A 15,813-nucleotide genomic window follows, 5' to 3' on the forward strand; every position below is an offset into this window, starting at 1 on the left:
ACAACCCCCACCCTCACCAAAGCCACTCGTAAAACCCCCGCACCCCACTCAAGCCCCACTCAAACCCCCACCGACAACCCACCCCCACACAGAAAACTTCGTCCCCATCCCCGAAGTCGCCTCGCTCACCGACCTCAACGCGATGGTCGACCAGTGGGAACAGGCTGATGAAGCCCGGAGACTGCGGGGCCGCACCCGCACCATCGGCGACTACTTCGCGGACGAACAGCACTTGCTACGGCCGCTGCCAACGGAGCCCTTCGAGACGGGACGCTGGTTCACTCCTAGGGTCAACCGGTTCAGCCAGACGCCAACGACCTCGTCGTCTACGACGGCCGCCAAGTGGTCACCCGGCATGAACGCCTCGGCGGCCGGAATGGCTCCTGCCTGGTCCTGGACCACTACCTGGAAGCCCTGCTGCGCAAGCCAGGCGCCTTTCCCGGATCGACCGCGTTGGAGCAGGCCCGCTCCGCGGGGCGCTTCACGCCCGTCCACGACAAGTGGTGGACTGCGGCGAAGGCCGCCCACGGTGACGCCGCCGGCACCCGCGCGCTGATCGAAGTACTGCTGCTGGCACGGCACATGGACCACGAGCAGGTCGTGGCCGGCCTGGCCGCCGCTTACCGGGCCGGGGCCCTGACCGCTGACGCGGTCGCTTTGGAGGCCCGCAAACTCGCCGACTCGGACGGTGGGCCGACCCCGCCGGCCCGTCCCGGGACGGAGCAGGCGACGGAGGACGAGGGGCCGACCGCGTCGGTGACCTTCCTCGCCGACTGGAAGCTGTCCCATCTCCTGCCCGACAATCGGCCGCTCCCCTCGGTGGCCCACTACGACCAAATCCTCCAACGGCCTGGCCGCACGGCCGGCGAGAAAGAAGGATCATGATGCGCAAGCATGGCCTGACCGAAGAAGCCGCCACCGCCTCCATCGACCAGGCATGCCGCATGCTGCGGCTGCCCACCACCCGTCAGCAGTTCAAGGATCTGGCCGACGGCGCTGCCCGCGAGCAGATGTCCTACCGGGCCTTCCTGGCAGAGCTGCTGCTGGCCGAGTGCGACGACCGGGCCCGGCGCCGGTCCGAACGCCGCATCCGGGCCGCTGCCTTCCCGCGGGAGAAGAGCCTGCGGGCCTTCGACTTCGACGCCAACCCCAACGTCGCCCCGGCCACCGTCAACACGCTCGCGACCTGCGAATGGGTGAAGAAGGGCGAACCGCTCTGTCTGATCGGCGACTCCGGCACCGGCAAGTCTCACCTGCTGATCGCACTGGGCACCGAGGCCGCCATGCAGGGCTTCCGGGTCCGCTACGTGCTGGCCACCAAACTCGTCAACGAACTGGTCGAGGCCGCCAACGAGAAGCAGCTCTCGAAGACGATCGCCCGCTACGGCCGGGGCGACCTGCTCTGCATCGACGAACTAACGAGCGATTCCGATACGCAGAAGGAGCCATACACGGAGGCGCTGGAAATGTCGAGGGTGTGCCTGTCCCCCTCGGTGGCGAGCAACGGGGAGAGCTTCACGGTCGCGGGGGCTCTGCGTCTGGCCGCGGGCCACGGCGTACGGGGAGTGGTCACCTACGCGGACCCCGTCGCACGTGTGAATTTCAGTCACGGATGGAACTACATGTAGACGCTGACCTGCAGCAACGACGATTTTCGTCAGGGGTAGTTGGCACCGAATGTCGATGAGAAATCGCCGGCAGGTCTCGGCCTCCGGCCAGCCCTATTGCACCTTCGGGACTATTCAGCTGATCCAGCACTCCGGAACGCCGTTCCGGTCGTCGCACTTTGCATCCTGCAGGTTCGTAATTTTGGTCCAGGTTCCCGCCGCGTGCCAGGTCCGGGTGGAGAAGGTCATGTAGTAGCCCCGGTCGTTGAACGTGAAAGCGTCAACGTCGATGTTCCCGCCCCCGTAGTGGGCGCCCGGTGCTAGGTACCGCTGGTCACACTTCGCGTGCCAAAACGAAGGGGTGGAGCCGCCATCCTTGTTCCACACGTCGCAGTAGCCCGACGTTCCCGTCCCGAGAGTGGTGGTGATGTGCATCCCCCAGGGCGTGAGGTTCGTGGCCTCCCCGCAGGGGGTCAACGAGCCGCATCCACCCATGACGGCCGCAGGAGTTGCTGCTGAGGCCTGAGCAGTTGGGCTCAATGTGAGCGCGCCAGCACAGCTGACTGCCGCGGCGGTCAAAGCAACTGCCGCCCGCATCTTCGTTCTCATTGTTCCTCCACTGATCTGGGCCAAGCCCATCGCTTGTACCGGCCGAAATTCGAGCACTGTCCGCCTAGCCCTAATCGCCAGGGCTCCAGAAGTCATGGCTGAGGTCGACTGCGCGGATCCTAGGAGTGCAGCCCAACTATCGGACAGAGAGATTTTCAGCCAATCAAGCCCATGGGTGCCGCGTCGGTATAACCTGTCATGCCTGTTGGCCTACTTGACCTCGGTTCTGCAGGGCCGTGAGCGTGTGACTTGAGACTTTCATGATCGGCCTGAGTTGGCCAGATTCACAGCAAGGGTGACTTCCGAAGGTCGGCAGCCCAGGTGGTGACAGTTCTCGCTGAAAGATGTCAGGTCTCGCTGAAAATCTCATCCCGTCCCACGATGGCGACCGAGCACGGCCATGTCATCCAGACCAGAGGGCATCTGGGCATCGTCGGCCCGCACGCTTACCATGCTCCCGGGACGGGAGCATGGTAAGCGTGCGGGCGCGGTCCAAGCGTGGCCCCGGGCACGCGGACGCCACCATGCTCGTCTCCCGCGGACCCCGAACGGAAAACGAAGCTGGACATTATCGAGCACGTCCTGGACCGCTTCCCGGACCGGGTATTCGCCTTCGATGAGTTCGGCCCACACTTGATCCGGCCCATCGGCGGAAGCTGCTGGGCCGAACAGAGCCGGTCCGACCGGCTGCCGGCCACCTACCACTACAGGCTCGCTGCCAGTCGAGCCGGACGTCCTGGCCGCCGAGACGATGCCGGGGCATGAACCGGACGCGCGCAGGACGAGAATGAATCGCGGGCTTGCGGCTGGCTCCGTTCCGCCGCGTGGTCTACCGGGAAGGCCGCTACGTCGCCCTGCCTGACCAGGAAACAGTTCGCCGTGCTCGAGGTCCTCAGGGAGGCCGAGGGCGGAACGCGGATCCCCTTCACCAACGCCGTGGGCATCACCGTGTCGGCGCTGCGCAAGCGGCTCGGGGAACCTTAGATCATCGCTACCGTGCCCGGCGTCGGCTACCGCATCGACGTAACGCCCGGCAATGGTCGCAGGGGAGACGGGCGTGGATAAGGCAGCACGGGCCGGTGCTACGCCTGCGAGGCTGCCGCCGGTTCCGCTGTGAGGGCCGCCACCGACCGGCTGTGCAACACCACCAGGCCGGTGACGAGGCCACTCAGCAGCCCCAGCGCCACAAGCGCGGGAACGAGAGCGACCACCGCACCGCCCAGCAGGCAGATCACGCCGCCACTGAGCAGAGCCGCGGACCAACGGCCCTCTGCGCGCGCCAGGATTGCCGCCGTCGTCACCAGGAACAGTCCCGCGCCACCAGTGAGCGCCCACGCGACCAGACCGTGCAGCGGCTCCGCCAGATCGTAGTGCCCGCTGTCGGCCACCTGGTGAAGAACCTTCTTCATCCCCAGGGCCATGAGGACGACTCCGGCGACCAGCGGCAGGTGCAGGAAGGTGTAGGCGTCCCGGGCGAATCGTGTCCTGTCGTCACCAGCCAGCAGGCGGAGCCGGTGCTCCGCCACCTCCCCGACCTGGCGGAAGTATAGGCGCCACAATCCCGCGGAGATCAGCAACCCCGCTGCCGTGGCGGCCAGCACCGGAACGGTGATGGGGAACCCGGCCAGACCCCCGCCCATCGCCACTATCGATTCACCCAAGGCGATGATGACAATCAGCCCGTACCGCTCGGCGAAGTGCCCCGGCGAGTTCACGCGCCAGCCCGAAGCGCCCGTGACGTACACGCCGAGGTAGTCGACCACGACTGCGCCGAGCCACAGCATGATCTGCCAGAAGCCCGAGAACGCGGTACCCACGAGCAGGAGCACAAGTGGCGGTGCCACCGACAGCAGCGCCGTGCGGCGAAGCGTTCGCCGCAGCGCCGTGTCGCCGGACCCCGAGATCCAGTACGACACGAGGTGCAACAGCCGTACCGCTCCGTAGCAGAGCACGAACAGCAGCGCCGTGGGCAACCCTTCGGACCTGGCGGCGAAGATGTCCGGGCGTACGGTCAGGGAGACGATCAGGACGACCGCCATCACCGCGACCAGTACGGTGAACATCGACCCCGAATCGGCCCTCACGACATTGCCTAGCCAGGTGAAGCAGCACCAGCACCACCACAGCAGTGCGAGTACGACCATCGCGCCCACCACCCGCAGCGGCGAAGGACCGGCCGCCATTAGGGCCGTGACTTGGGTGAGCGCGTACACGAAGACCAAGTCGAAGAAGAGCTCGGCCGGGGTGACCCGGTGGTCGTTCCCCGTGGCGGTCATCCGCGGCCGGTCGTGGCCCCTTGCCATGTGAATCCCCCCGTTGTCGCGGCCGGACACCTCGCGCCGCCCTCCGGGCGAAGGATATACACATGGGCAAGTTCTCAACGCGACTACTGTATACGGCAGTTAGGTGGCGAGCTGACCCCGGAGGCAACCAGCAACAGCGCTCCCGGCGCGACCTACCCTCGGGAGCTCAGGAGAGGGCGAAGGGGGCAACCACACCCCCCGCCACTCTCAACGTATGGCGCAGTGGGGGGTCTTGCGGCGCGGCTCGGTTCGTGCCGGAGAATCTCCGGTCAGGGCGAGAACCTGACGAAATCAGGCTTCCGCGAATCAGACACCACCCCGCGCAGCAACAACCACGTCGGCGAACATCAGAGAATGTCACGGAGGTCGACGAGTGAATGATTCGCTGTGAGGTATTTGCGGTAGCGTCCTTCGGCGAACATGTCCCGCAGATACATTCCAGGGAAGTCGAGGATGCCGCGTCGGTTGGCCAGTAGGATCCGGACTCGGTAGCGGCTGTCGCCGTCGAGGACCAGCACGTCACACCAGTGGGGTTCGGGTGCTTCGATGCCTAGGATGCTGATGCGGTCATCAGCCATCGGGCCGATCCAGGTAGCAAAGTCCTCCAGTAGCCAAGCCATGTTCATCCAGGGGGGCGCGTCAGCGGCCGGCTGCCAGTCGTACGTACGTCGTGCCTCGCGATCGGTGCCGGGCGGCCCACCTTCGAAGTAGACGGGTGGTTCGACTGGACCACTTGTCTGCGTGAACTCAACGGTGCGGGACCGGAGGGTGAGGGCGGTTACACGGAGATTGTCATTGCCAAGGTCGAAGGCAGCCTCCGAGGCGTGGGTGAGGAATTTGCTATCCAGATCCAAAGCGGCCACGGCATTGTCTTCCTGGACGGAGGCGGCGGAGATCCTTCCCCAACAGGTTCGTTGGGGAAGGCAGAGTTGATGGGACTTACCGCAGTTTCGCGTAGGACCCGACGTAGCGGTATCGGTATTCGGTGGCGACTTCAGGGATTGCCCAGGCGAGCGCCGAAGCGGCCAGCAGGGCCCGCCCCCCGCGCTCGTCCCGACCGAGCGCCGCGGCGGCCTGACCGAGGTCTGCGTCCCTGAGCGCGTCGCGGGCCGGCCAGTACGCGGTCTGCACCGCGAGGACCTCCCTCGCCGGGCCGCGCGGATCGCCGCCAGCGGCGAGGACTTCGCGAGCTTCCCGATCTCTATTTCCAGCTGGGCCAGCGGGGCTGTGACGGCTTCCGGGAGTGGCGCCGCCGAGCATTCCACCTCAAGGGTGTGCCCGTGCGTGATGCTCGGCATGCGGGGCCGACAGCCGGACAGGTCGCTACGACTGCGGTGCTGATTCCGCACATGCCGCGAGCCTGTGCCCCTCCAGAAGCCGGAGGAGGTCAGCCTCATCAGCGACGTCGAGAACCTCACCGCAGCCGCCGCCGTCGGCGACCTTTTCCGTCTCCCAATCGTTCGCGGACGGTCTCGCGGTCAGGACCCGGTTCCGCTCCGGATTTGGACCGGCGTCGGCGGCCTGGGCGGCAGGAGCCAGCAAGGTGGTGCCCGCGATCGACGCCAGAGCGGCGCCGCCGGCCAAGGCCGCACCGGGCCCAAGCACGGTGCGGCGCGCAATGCCAGCGCTCATGAATGTGACCCCGATTCAGGAAAGAGCGACAGAGACGGCTTGGAACAAGGCATACGGGAGGGGAATGAGGAGCGTGCCCATGAGCCACGGGCGCAGCGGCCTGCGGCGATGAGAGGGGATCAGGACATCAACGACGAGGACCGCCAGCAGGACCAGCGCGCCGGTGACAGCCAGCGCAAGTCCTGCCAGCCCCACCCGGTCGCAATCGGCTCCGCAGACTGCGAAGAGCGTGCTGGGCTGCCCGTCGACGAACCCGCCCCTGAACAGCCGGTGGTTCAGCAGCCACCAGGCGCTGTGCAGGGGCACCATGGCGAAGACGCCAAGAAGAACGTTCGCCCCGACCGGGACTCGAGCCGACCCGACCGTCATCCGAGGTGCTCGCGCATCGGTGCGTAGCACCTTTGGCCAGCAGGTCCTTACCCCGCCGCCCTCGCCATCAGCTCCCCCCTCCCCCCAACGGCGCAGCCGAAGAACGGTGGTGGCACCGCCAGTCCGCCGCGTCGAGACGACCGTCTCGCGACGGCTCCCACCTACCCGAGCAGAACTGCTCCCCCTACCTCCAGTGGGCGGGGCAGGAGTCGGCGGTGTGGTCCGGCCGGAGGTTCTTCTCGACGGTTCGCTCCCCCTCAGCTCCTGAGCTTGGCGAGCACCTCAGACTTGAACGTCTCGGCACTCCGGCGAGCGGACCGGCCGGTGCCGGCAGCACCACGGCGTCATGGCGGCGTCCTCGGCGAGGACGGCTGGTGCGATGGCCTGAGTGGTTCGCGGTGCTTGTTACTCGTGTTGAGGGCGTTGGCGCTGTCGCGGGTCAGGGGGTCGGCGAGGGTGCTGCGGGCTCTCAGGGCGCGGGGTTCGAGTTCGCTGCCGCCCTGGAACCATCCGATGATCTTCCCGTTGGCGATCATCTGGGCGGCTGTGCGGGCAATGTCGCTCTCGCGGCTCCACCTGAACGAGGCCCTATGCCGTTCGACGAGTCCGGAGCGGGGGTCGCGGTTGTGGGCCTGCTCGATCTCCTCGCTGGTGTAGTCACTGTTGAGGGGGGCTTGGGGAGGTCTCCGGTGAGGCGGTGCCCGGCGTACAGGGCACGCCCGAAGGCCTGTCCGCGGTCGGAGGCTGCAGGCGGGGCGAAGTAGCCGGCTCCTGAACCAGGAATGGGTGGAGCTCACCAGCACCTCCCGCCACGGCGTGACCCTGGACGGCGACGGCCACACCTACACCTTCCACCACTACCGCCTGGGCGGACGCTCCACCGTCCGCACCCACACCGGCGTCGGCCGCGACACCAGCAGCGACCTGTTCCAGGACCGCTGCAACTACGTCTGGGATAATCGCTCCGACATCACCACCCTGCGCAACGACCGTGACCGCTACGTCGACAGCGTCGCCTGGGGCCGCCACAACGGCGACCGCAACAACCACGGCCACCACAACACCCGTCGCTGACACCACACCTCCCGCGACCCAAGTTCCATGCGTGCGGGTGGAAGCGACGGCGACACGAGTTGCCCGATCCCTCAAGGGGGTGTGGGGTGAGGCCAGATATCTGGTCACACCCCACACCCCCTCGTGGGGCCTGCGCCCGTTGCCGGTGACAAGGGGTCAGGAACTTGCCGCGAAGACCGGCTCTCTCCGGCTGGTGCACCGAAACGGTCTCAGCCCGGTCCCGGCCGGCCACCCGGCTCGAAGAGCCGCTGCCCGGCACCCCACCATAATGCGGGCCGGGTCCTCGCCACTGGCAAGGCCTACAGCCGTCCAACCCACGACCAAAAGGCAACGAAGCCCAGACTCGTCAGTCAGGACTGACGCGACAATGCAGCAGACGGATTTCACCCGTCCAGCACTTCAACCCACGTGACTACAGACTGAGACGGATCAACACCCAGCAGGAACACCGTCTCCTGTTCACGCTCCAGCTCGATGACCCACGGCGATGGCGTCCCCTCTGGAGCGGTCAGCACGTAGTTGCGGAAGATCCCGTGAAAGGGAAGGCTCGAAACCGAGTCCGCGATCGGGTCTCCCGGATGTGAGTCCCGCAGCAGGGCAACTATCTCGCCAACAAGATCAGGGCACACATCAGCCAGGCGCAACGGCCTCTTCTCGGGGCTATCGCGGGCCTCCCTGCTCCGAAGCATGCCAGGCTCCCCCAGCCCACCTGCTCGACCGAAGCGGCTCCACATCTAAAGGTCAAACTGAGGCATTGTTCCCGATCACGGTGGCAAAGGCAGGACAGTGCATCGTGCTAATTCCGCCATCACCGGCCCGAGGAACACGCACCGCGTAGATGCTCACAGCAGATAGAAGAGGGCCATGAGCCCGAGGCACGCGGCCCCGAAACCGCTCCACTTCACAACGCTTTTGGGATTCGGCGGGTAGTCCGGATCCCTCCTGCCGGAGTTCCAGGTCGCGAAGGCACCCACAAGACTGAAGACCCCGACCACCATGAAGGCCGTCCCAACAAAGAAGTACAAGATGTGCATCTTCCCCCCGCCCGCTTGAAGAGACTCGTGAAGGCTGAAGGCTACCGGGGCCTCTGGACGTTCTCACCGCCGGATGAGGCACCACGGAGCTGCTGCACCCCCATCTCATCCAGAAGGATTCCCCCAGCCAGTACGTGAGGCCGCGGCCAACGCGCTGGCAACCATGGACCAGGGCAGCTGGCCCGCGGCCGCCGACGCGCGAACCGCCTCAACTCCCTGACCGGCACGCCAGCCTCCTCAGACGCTGCCCGGACGCCGAGGCGGACTACGGCCTTGTCGCGGCCCAGAGGGGTGTCCGCGGCGGCGAGCTCGGCCAGGTCCTCCCGCGTGCAGGCCTCGGCGACTGGACCGGGGTGATGCAGTTGTCCCCTTCGGGCTGCCGGACAGGTCGACCAGCAGGCCGCGAGTGATAAGAGGTCGTCTTCTCCCGTTGTTTTATCCCGGAATTGGCTGTTTGGCCTGTGGTGCTGGGTCGCGCTGGGAGATGATGTTTTCGCTGGTGAGGCGGCGGGCGGGCCATGAGGTCTGCCATCGCGATATGGATAATGGCTTCCGAGCGGGCGGGTCGGGTCTCGTAGTCGCGGGCCAGGCGGCGGTGGAGCGTAAGCCAGCCGTAGGTCCGCTCGACCACCCACCGCTTCGGGATGGGGGCAAACCCTTGGGTCCCGGGCTTGCCTTGAGCGATTTCCATGTCGATGCCGAGGGCGGCGGCGTGCTCGACGAGGTGCTGGCGGTAGCCGCCGTCGACCCATGCCTCCCACCGAGTCATGAATTCCGGCCACCAGGGGCTTCTCTGGCGCTGCCACTCCCCCCTGCGGACTTTCACACTCGCCTGCCACGCGCAGTATCACTCTCACGCTGTCGCCGACTGCTGCGGGAGCTGGGGCCTCGACGAGGATTTAGGCGCTTTTGTCAACTCGCATGACACGGCCACCAACCAGCTCGCCTTGCAGGCCGCCGCTCGACAGGCCGCGCTGTCCAACGCCCCCGCCCAGCGTCTCGCGCGGAAGATGGTTGCCGCGCTGATCAACAACCCAGTGCAGCGCCTCGCCCGGCAAACCGCGGATTCCATGCCCAAGCTGGATATCGCCGCCAGCTTGAACCAGCCAAGCGGTCATGACGAAGCCGTTGATGAAGCGGTCGAGCAGTCGGACACTTCCGAAGCCCCGGAAGCCCAGTCGTCAGGAACAGACGACGCATCCGGCGATAACCGTGAAGGCAAGTGACCGCTCCTGTGGAGCGCCACCGCGTGACAGCGAGGTCGCAGCGTTGCCCTAGATCTTCGACAGCGTGAGGCCGGAGTCACCGAATTGCCAAGCGCCTTCACACCCAGCCACTGCCATCACCGTTCACGAGACGCTTGCTGGCCCAGAGCGCTTTCGTCGGGTTTCCCGCCGGCTCCGAGGGAGCGGCGGGATCCTGTCGGGACAACAGCAGGCGTGCCCAGGACACCGCAGGCCCACATCCCGTCGATGTCGGTGAGGCGGACTCCGGGCAGAGACGTGTGCAGATCGGCCTGAGCCGCGCGGATCGCGGACGCTTCAGGGCCTGCGCCAAGCGGTCGACGGGCAGTCACATGATCATCGTACGGCGCCTGGTGGAGCTGGGACCCCGCATGCGCGTGGAGGACGTCGGTGGGGTAGACGCCGTGGATCAACAGGTCTTGGGTGAAGGATCACCGCTTTGCGCAAGGAGGCGTTGTATGAGGCAGGTTGTGCGTTCCAAAGAGCTGCCGGGCTGTTCGCGTTGCGGGCAGCAGCACCTGCTCACCACCGCGGCGATGCCGAAGAAGGACGCCTTAGGGAAGCCCATCGTGCTGGAGCTGTGCAAGGTCTGCGATGCCAAGAAGCCGGCGGCCGCGGCTGTCATCGACTTCTTCGCCACCGGCGGCGGCCACGACCTGGCCCGGGCCAGCGAAGGCGCCCCGGCTGCTGACGGAATGGACGGCAGAAGGCATGGCCGCCTACGGCTGGTACCCGGCAGAGCCGACGCCCGGCCAGGGCTGGACCGGCAGACGCCCGGTGTCAGTTGTCGGGGAGCAGGCGGTTGATTGTGGAGCGGGAGACGCTGGCGATCTGCTGGACGTCGGTCCGTGTGAGATCCGTGCCGGTCACCGCCCAGGTGATCAGGGGGTCGCGCAGGTCTCGGGCAGCGGCCCACCCGGCCAAGAGGTCTCTGGCCGTGGTCTGTGCGGCGCTCACGCCGGGGATCAGGTAGAGCGCGGCTGGCAGTTCCCACGCCGGGTGGATCGGATGAGTGGTCACGTCCGGGGCGGCGGCAAGCAGCGCCAGACGGCGCGCAGCCAGCTCGCCTCGCAGCCTGGCGGCGATGATCCGGGCGAGCGGCAGACCCTGAGCGGCAGACCCTCCCACTCGTAGGCGTCGCTGCGCTGGGCCTGCTCGATCTCTTGCGGGGCGGCCCGGGCGATCAGGTCCTCGCGGACGTGGTCCTGAGCTCCGGCTCTGGCACAAGTTCTGTGAAGCCTACGCCGACCAGGCTCGTGTTGCTTGCGGGTGTTTCCAGCGGTCCGGACAGGTGGTTGGGCCCTCCTGCCGTGACGCATGGCGCTGTCGAGTCGCACTCAGGGCCCGTTACTAAAAGGAAGGGACTTTCACACGGGCCTGCTCGGCGACCTTCTCAGTCTTGTTGGCGATCTCCTACTCTCCGTCACGAACCTGAACGTCTGACGCTTTCTGCTTCGTCGGCACCGGCGTCGCCGAGGCGGTCGCAGCCTTCCAGCAGCGGCGTAAATTCGGCGGCGCAGCCGTACATCGGCGGTTTCAGGCGGTGGTGCGATTGCCCTGGCGTGCGCCGAGCGCGGCGTCGACGCTGGAGTAGGCGGGCAGGAAGGCATCCATCCCCGTAACGCTGAGCAGGCGACCCAGCCGGTCGGGGATGGCCGCCAGGGTCAGGGAGCCATCGGCGTCCTTGGCGCAGCGCCAGATGCCGATGAGGGCGCCCAGTCCTGAGGAGTCGCAGAAGGTGACGCCTGAGAGGTCGGCGACCAGGTCAGGGTGGCCGTTCGCGATGAGTTCCAGGGCGCGGGCCCGTACGGCGGGTGCGGCGGCGATGTCGAACTCGCCGGAGAGGGTGATCACGGCCAGGGCACCGTCGGTGTGCGGGATGTCGATGTGGAATGCGTCGGTCATGGGCGTGGGTTCTCCTGCCCGACGGAGACGTCGGCGGTCGGGGCGGCGGCGCTGTGAGCGGTGGTGGTGATGCCGGAGGGAGCAGCATCGGGGGTGGGGACGGACAGGGCCAGCAGGGCCACGTCGTCGCGTTCGGTGTCGGGGAGGGTGTCCAGGAGCGCGACGGTGTCGCCGATCAGGGCGCCGGCACCAACCGGCGCCTGGCGCCGGGCCAGGAAGTCGGTCAGGCCCGTGTCGGCGAGCATGCGGCCGTCGGCGGTGCGGGCCTCGGTCAGCCCGTCGGTGTACAGCAGCAGTCCCTCGCCGGGTGCCAGGTGCAGGGTGCGTGAGGCGAAGGCGGCTTCGGCGAACGCGCCGACCAACATGCCGCCCTTGGCGCGGACCGCCTCCACCCGTACACCGCCTCCCTCGGCAGGGCTGAGGTGGTAGGCGGGCGGATGGCCGCCGGTGGCCAGCGTGACCGTGAAACCGCCGTCCCGGGCGGGGTCGAGCAGGCCGAAGACGGCGGTGCAGAAGCGAGTGCCGACCGCCGGGTCGAGCAGCAGCGCCTTGTTCAGGGCCTTCAGTGCGGCCGTGGGGTCCGCGTCGACGAGGGCCGCGGCCCGCAGCGTGTAGCGGGTCAGTGAGGTGATCGAGGCGGCTTCCGCGCCCTTGCCGCACACGTCGCCCAGGAAGAACGCCCACCGGCCCCCGCCCACGGGGAAGACGTCGTAGAAGTCACCGCCCACCTCCTGCGGGGAGGCGGTCTTGTAATGGCAGGCCAGCTCCAGGCCCGGTACCGCAGGCAGCGCCGGGGGCACCAGGGTGCGCTGCAGGGTAGAGGCGAACGCGGCGATAGCTGCCTTGTCCCGCTCCGCACGCTGGCGGGCCTCTTCCTCCGCCTGGCGCTTCTCCTGCTCGACCTTGCGGCGCTCCTGCTCGGCGCGTACCGCGCTCAGTGCCGACAGCCGCAGCTCCAACTGGTCACGCACTACCGCGGCCAGGTCCCTGAGGGTGGAGGCATCGGCCTCATTGATCTCGCGAGGGCGGGTGTCGAGGATGTTGACCGTGCCCAGCCGGTACCCGTCGGCGGTGACGATCGGAGCGGCGGCGTAGAACCGTACCCCCATCGGGCCGGCGACCAGGGGGTTGGAGCAGGCGACCGGGTCCAGCAGAGTGTCGGGGATGACCGTGGTGTCATCGGTGAGCACCGCCGAGGCACACAGGCCCGGATCGCGGCCGATCTCGCTGACGCCTTCCAGGCCGTGCGCGGCCTTGAACCAGATCCGGTCCTCGTCCACGATCGTCACCGTCGCCACCGGCACCTCGAACAACCGTGCCGCCAGCGCCGCGACTCTGTCGTAGGCGCCGTCCGGCGGAGTGTCGAGAATGTTGTAACGGCGCACCGTCGCCATCCGCGCTGCCTCGACCACTGCGGCCACAGGCTCGCTCGATGCTATGGCAGGCGGACTCGCTTGCTCCGGCATGTTCCTCGTCTCGTCATCCCCCCCAGGAAGGCACCGACCAGACAGCCGGCACCCTGGAACCCTACCGAACGCCCCCAGCGCGCAGGATGCGCCGCCGAGCGGCCGGGTCCAGATGCTCGCGGAAGAAGCCGTGACCCACGGACGTACGCGCTCGCGGTCAGCCAACGTGACGGTGCCCCACGCACTCCCCCACGACGTCGTCCACTTCCGGGCCGGTGGACCTCAACTCGGTGGAATGGATCCCGGACAGCGTCGGTGCGCACTCACGGCATCGGGTGCGCGGCATCGGACAACTCAGCGGCCGGCCTCCCGGTCTCGGTGCGGTTCGGGCTCCTGCGGGCGGTGCCCACGCGGTCGCCCTGACGCACCGGACGTCTTCCGCCGCCTCGGCTCGTCCTGTTCGGCGTAGCGGTCCATGGTGGCGCGGGCTCGGTCGGCTGCCGTGGTGAAGGCGGCACCGGGGTGGTGCAGCCGCTTGGCCATGAGATCGAGGGCATCCACGTCCGTGCGCGTCCCTCAAGGCCCGCAGCGCCGTCAGGTCGATCGCCTCCCGACTGTGCGCCGCCTATGTGGGGGGATTGGTCGTACCGGAGAAACGACACGCCACACACGGTCCGGGGCCCGCAGGTGACAGTGATCATCAACAGTTGCGCCTCGGGTGACTGGCCACAGCGAGCTGCGTGCCCTGCACCTACGGGGCCCTCTTCGCGCGAAGACCAACCCCCCGGCCGGCGCACCGAAACCGTCCCGGCCCGGGCCAGGGCGACCGCCGGGCTTGAAGAACCACCGGCTCGCCATCGGCCACGACGTGGGTTGCGCCCTCGCGACCGGTGGGGCCAAACCCAGACGCAGCAGGACTATCCCAGCAAGGTGAGTGGCAAGTCGCGTCCGTCGAGGACATCCACCCAGGTGACGCCTGAGTGGGAAGGGTCAATGCCCACCAGGAAGACCGCCTCATCTCCCCGCTCCAGCTCCATGACTGACGGGGTAGACGCTCCCTTTGGAGCGGTTAGCACATAGCCACGGCACACACCAAGGAAGGGCAAGTCCGCGATCGAGTCTGCGATCGGATCCCCCGGAGACGCCTCGCGCAGCAGTGTAACGACGTCCTTCACGAGATCGGGACAGACATCTCCCAGACGCGGCAAGCTCTTCGTATGACTCGTGTGCGACCCCATGTCGCGAAGCATGTCACCCCGGCCAGTGAAGCACATCCGCTCCGAGCCGACGCTAAACGACAAGCTATTAGCCAGGCCCGGGCGTGGCTGCATAGGCCTGCGGGCCTGCGTCACCAGCGGCTTGCACCTCTGCCCGAGGTCGATGGCCACTAAAAGTTCCGGCGCTCCGCGCCAGCCATCAGGCAGGCAGCTCCTTCACGTCATGCCAGCTCCGTGCCGGTGCGGTACCAGCGGGCGAGTTGCGCGTAACTGCACCTACGGTGCGCCAGCGGGCCTCACCCGGACGTACGGACACAACGTGCGACACCTGGAAGGCGCGCGCACCGTGGAGGGCAGGCGGCCGGCCCGCATGCCCGCCGCCCCGGCCCGAACGACGTGTCTGCCCCCCCGGCCACGTACACCGGGCACCCGCGCACCGGTCGCGGCGCGAACGGTGAGGACCCGTAACCGTGACGGCACCGGGTCCACGGCACCGGGTCCTCACCCACCTCGCCCGAGCCCACCCGCACTGGCGATTGGCCGGAATGGTTCGCAGCTTAATTTTTGTGTTGTGCGGCGGTCCTTCGTCGCCCAACGTACGGCCGAGGGACGCGGCTCCACTCCCCCTGGGCATCAGCGGCAGACCAGGACGGCCGGTCAGGCCGCCAGATCCGCATGGGCGCCGTTCTTCTTCATGCACCCGTCCTTGAAGGCGATTGCAGTGATGACGCCGTCCTCCTTGTCGAATCGGGCCCGGTACTCGGCGACCAGAGTCCAGCCGCGCTGCTTGAGGACTGTCCGGACGAGGACGATCTGGCCGTCGTCCCTGCCTTTTTCCTCCGTGCGCTTCCCGGACTGCCGCCACTCACGCTCATGCAGCTCGGCCACCATCGCCGTGAAGCGGGCGGCGTCGACCGGGGCGGCATGGGTGCCGAAGCCCTTGTAGGGGACGCCGCATGCCAGCTGCGAGCCCGGCGGGGCGTCGCGGTATCCGTCGCCCCACCCTGGGTCGCTCACCGGGGCGCCCGCGGCGGCGGCCGAGGCGTCCAAGTCCGTGCGCACAGCTTGCTTCGTGAGCGGTCCGGTACCACCGGGCCGTGACGATGGTGAAACCGCGGCAGCGACGTCCTGAGCTCCGGCGTCGCCACCACCGCAGCCCCCGGCTCCGAGCGCAATCACCGCTATCACCACAGCAACCCACTTCGATCTCTGCACAGACGTCCCCTCCCAGGCTACGAGGGACGTGCGCCCCCACGATCAAGGAAGGAGTGTGCCACGCCGTACCGACAGGCCGGCACGCCCGCCGCCCGGGACGGCGCTCCGCATTCACAGCGCACGTCTGTGTCCGATCCGGCCGACCGCGCCGAGATGGACACGTTGTGCGCGGACCTGACCGGTGCGAAGGCACCCAGC

18 protein-coding genes and 3 pseudogenes are annotated in these 15,813 nt (G+C 67.7%); 6 read left to right on the forward strand and 15 right to left on the reverse strand.

Features of this window, described 5'->3' with window-relative positions; genetic code table 11:
* The first annotated feature begins 342 nt into the window (after nt 1–342).
* Both ACZ4NT_RS34410 and ACZ4NT_RS34415 read left to right on the forward strand, forming a co-directional pair.
* On the forward strand, nt 343–885 hold the full coding sequence (locus ACZ4NT_RS34410; protein WP_467729045.1) for a hypothetical protein: 543 nt from the start codon (nt 343–345) through the stop codon (nt 883–885).
* Nucleotides 882–1,628 carry an ATP-binding protein gene (locus ACZ4NT_RS34415; protein ID WP_467729047.1) on the forward strand — a complete coding sequence of 249 codons (747 nt, stop codon included), beginning with the start codon at nt 882–884 and terminating at the stop codon, nt 1,626–1,628. The genes ACZ4NT_RS34410 and ACZ4NT_RS34415 overlap by 4 nt, the downstream gene beginning before the upstream one ends.
* A 114-nt stretch (nt 1,629–1,742) precedes the next feature.
* Here ACZ4NT_RS34415 and ACZ4NT_RS34420 read toward each other — a convergent pair whose 3' ends face one another.
* Nucleotides 1,743–2,042, reverse strand: coding sequence for a hypothetical protein (locus ACZ4NT_RS34420; protein ID WP_121407666.1), 300 nt, complete (start codon nt 2,040–2,042; stop codon nt 1,743–1,745).
* A gap of 965 nt (nt 2,043–3,007) precedes the next feature.
* Here ACZ4NT_RS34420 and ACZ4NT_RS34425 point away from each other — a divergent pair.
* A pseudogene (locus ACZ4NT_RS34425) lies at nt 3,008–3,281 on the forward strand (response regulator transcription factor); the annotation flags it as partial.
* 17 nt (nt 3,282–3,298) lie between these two features.
* Here the strand turns inward: ACZ4NT_RS34425 and ACZ4NT_RS34430 are convergent.
* The 6 genes from ACZ4NT_RS34430 to ACZ4NT_RS34455 form a co-directional block, all read right to left on the reverse strand.
* Entirely contained in the window at nt 3,299–4,519 is a 1,221-nt protein-coding gene (locus ACZ4NT_RS34430; protein ID WP_467729049.1) for a low temperature requirement protein A, read from the reverse strand.
* A 347-nt stretch (nt 4,520–4,866) separates the two neighbouring features.
* A complete protein-coding gene (locus ACZ4NT_RS34435; protein WP_467729051.1) occupies nt 4,867–5,382 on the reverse strand; it encodes a hypothetical protein in 516 nt (171 codons plus the stop codon).
* Nucleotides 5,383–5,458: 76 nt separating this feature from the next.
* A complete protein-coding gene (locus ACZ4NT_RS34440; protein ID WP_467729053.1) occupies nt 5,459–5,650 on the reverse strand; it encodes a hypothetical protein in 192 nt (63 codons plus the stop codon).
* Nucleotides 5,651–5,842: 192 nt separating this feature from the next.
* Nucleotides 5,843–6,151, reverse strand: coding sequence for a hypothetical protein (locus ACZ4NT_RS34445; protein ID WP_467729055.1), 309 nt, complete (start codon nt 6,149–6,151; stop codon nt 5,843–5,845).
* Between the two features lie 15 nt (nt 6,152–6,166).
* Nucleotides 6,167–6,460, reverse strand: a complete 294-nt coding sequence (locus ACZ4NT_RS34450; protein WP_467729057.1) for a hypothetical protein — start codon at nt 6,458–6,460, stop codon at nt 6,167–6,169.
* Nucleotides 6,461–6,864: 404 nt separating this feature from the next.
* Complete coding sequence (locus tag ACZ4NT_RS34455) at nt 6,865–7,056, reverse strand: carbamoyltransferase C-terminal domain-containing protein (RefSeq protein ID WP_467729059.1); 192 nt, start codon at nt 7,054–7,056, stop codon at nt 6,865–6,867.
* A 220-nt stretch (nt 7,057–7,276) separates the two neighbouring features.
* Here ACZ4NT_RS34455 and ACZ4NT_RS34460 point away from each other — a divergent pair.
* Nucleotides 7,277–7,594, forward strand: a pseudogene (locus ACZ4NT_RS34460) (lamin tail domain-containing protein); the annotation flags it as partial.
* A gap of 383 nt (nt 7,595–7,977) precedes the next feature.
* On the opposite strand, the gene ACZ4NT_RS34465 reads toward ACZ4NT_RS34460, so the two are convergent.
* The 3 genes and pseudogenes from ACZ4NT_RS34465 to ACZ4NT_RS34475 form a co-directional block, all read right to left on the reverse strand.
* Nucleotides 7,978–8,283, reverse strand: a complete 306-nt coding sequence (locus ACZ4NT_RS34465) for a hypothetical protein (protein ID WP_467729061.1) — start codon at nt 8,281–8,283, stop codon at nt 7,978–7,980.
* A gap of 153 nt (nt 8,284–8,436) precedes the next feature.
* Entirely contained in the window at nt 8,437–8,619 is a 183-nt protein-coding gene (locus ACZ4NT_RS34470) for a hypothetical protein (RefSeq protein ID WP_467729063.1), read from the reverse strand.
* Between the two features lie 444 nt (nt 8,620–9,063).
* A pseudogene (locus tag ACZ4NT_RS34475) lies at nt 9,064–9,385 on the reverse strand (transposase); the annotation flags it as partial.
* A gap of 10 nt (nt 9,386–9,395) precedes the next feature.
* Between ACZ4NT_RS34475 and ACZ4NT_RS34480 the strand changes: the two are divergent.
* Both ACZ4NT_RS34480 and ACZ4NT_RS34485 read left to right on the forward strand, forming a co-directional pair.
* A complete protein-coding gene (locus ACZ4NT_RS34480) occupies nt 9,396–9,854 on the forward strand; it encodes a hypothetical protein (RefSeq protein WP_467729065.1) in 459 nt (152 codons plus the stop codon).
* Nucleotides 9,855–10,330: 476 nt separating this feature from the next.
* Nucleotides 10,331–10,678 carry a DUF6300 family protein gene (locus ACZ4NT_RS34485; protein ID WP_467729067.1) on the forward strand — a complete coding sequence of 116 codons (348 nt, stop codon included), beginning with the start codon at nt 10,331–10,333 and terminating at the stop codon, nt 10,676–10,678.
* Here ACZ4NT_RS34485 and ACZ4NT_RS34490 read toward each other — a convergent pair.
* The 5 genes from ACZ4NT_RS34490 to ACZ4NT_RS34510 all read right to left on the reverse strand — a co-directional run bounded on the left by ACZ4NT_RS34490 (nt 10,653) and on the right by ACZ4NT_RS34510 (nt 15,462).
* Entirely contained in the window at nt 10,653–11,000 is a 348-nt protein-coding gene (locus tag ACZ4NT_RS34490) for a hypothetical protein (RefSeq protein ID WP_467729069.1), read from the reverse strand. The genes ACZ4NT_RS34485 and ACZ4NT_RS34490 overlap by 26 nt on opposite strands.
* A gap of 408 nt (nt 11,001–11,408) precedes the next feature.
* Entirely contained in the window at nt 11,409–11,777 is a 369-nt protein-coding gene (locus tag ACZ4NT_RS34495; RefSeq protein ID WP_467729071.1) for an STAS domain-containing protein, read from the reverse strand.
* Nucleotides 11,774–13,198, reverse strand: a complete 1,425-nt coding sequence (locus ACZ4NT_RS34500) for a PP2C family protein-serine/threonine phosphatase (RefSeq protein WP_467729073.1) — start codon at nt 13,196–13,198, stop codon at nt 11,774–11,776. Before ACZ4NT_RS34500 ends, ACZ4NT_RS34495 begins: the two co-directional genes overlap by 4 nt.
* A 339-nt stretch (nt 13,199–13,537) precedes the next feature.
* Nucleotides 13,538–13,744, reverse strand: a complete 207-nt coding sequence (locus ACZ4NT_RS34505; protein ID WP_467729075.1) for a hypothetical protein — start codon at nt 13,742–13,744, stop codon at nt 13,538–13,540.
* Nucleotides 13,745–15,057: 1,313 nt separating this feature from the next.
* On the reverse strand, nt 15,058–15,462 hold the full coding sequence (locus tag ACZ4NT_RS34510) for a hypothetical protein (RefSeq protein WP_467729077.1): 405 nt from the start codon (nt 15,460–15,462) through the stop codon (nt 15,058–15,060).
* Between the last annotated feature and the right edge of the window lie 351 nt (nt 15,463–15,813).

The organism is Streptomyces sp. NPDC026417 (assembly GCF_055567695.1).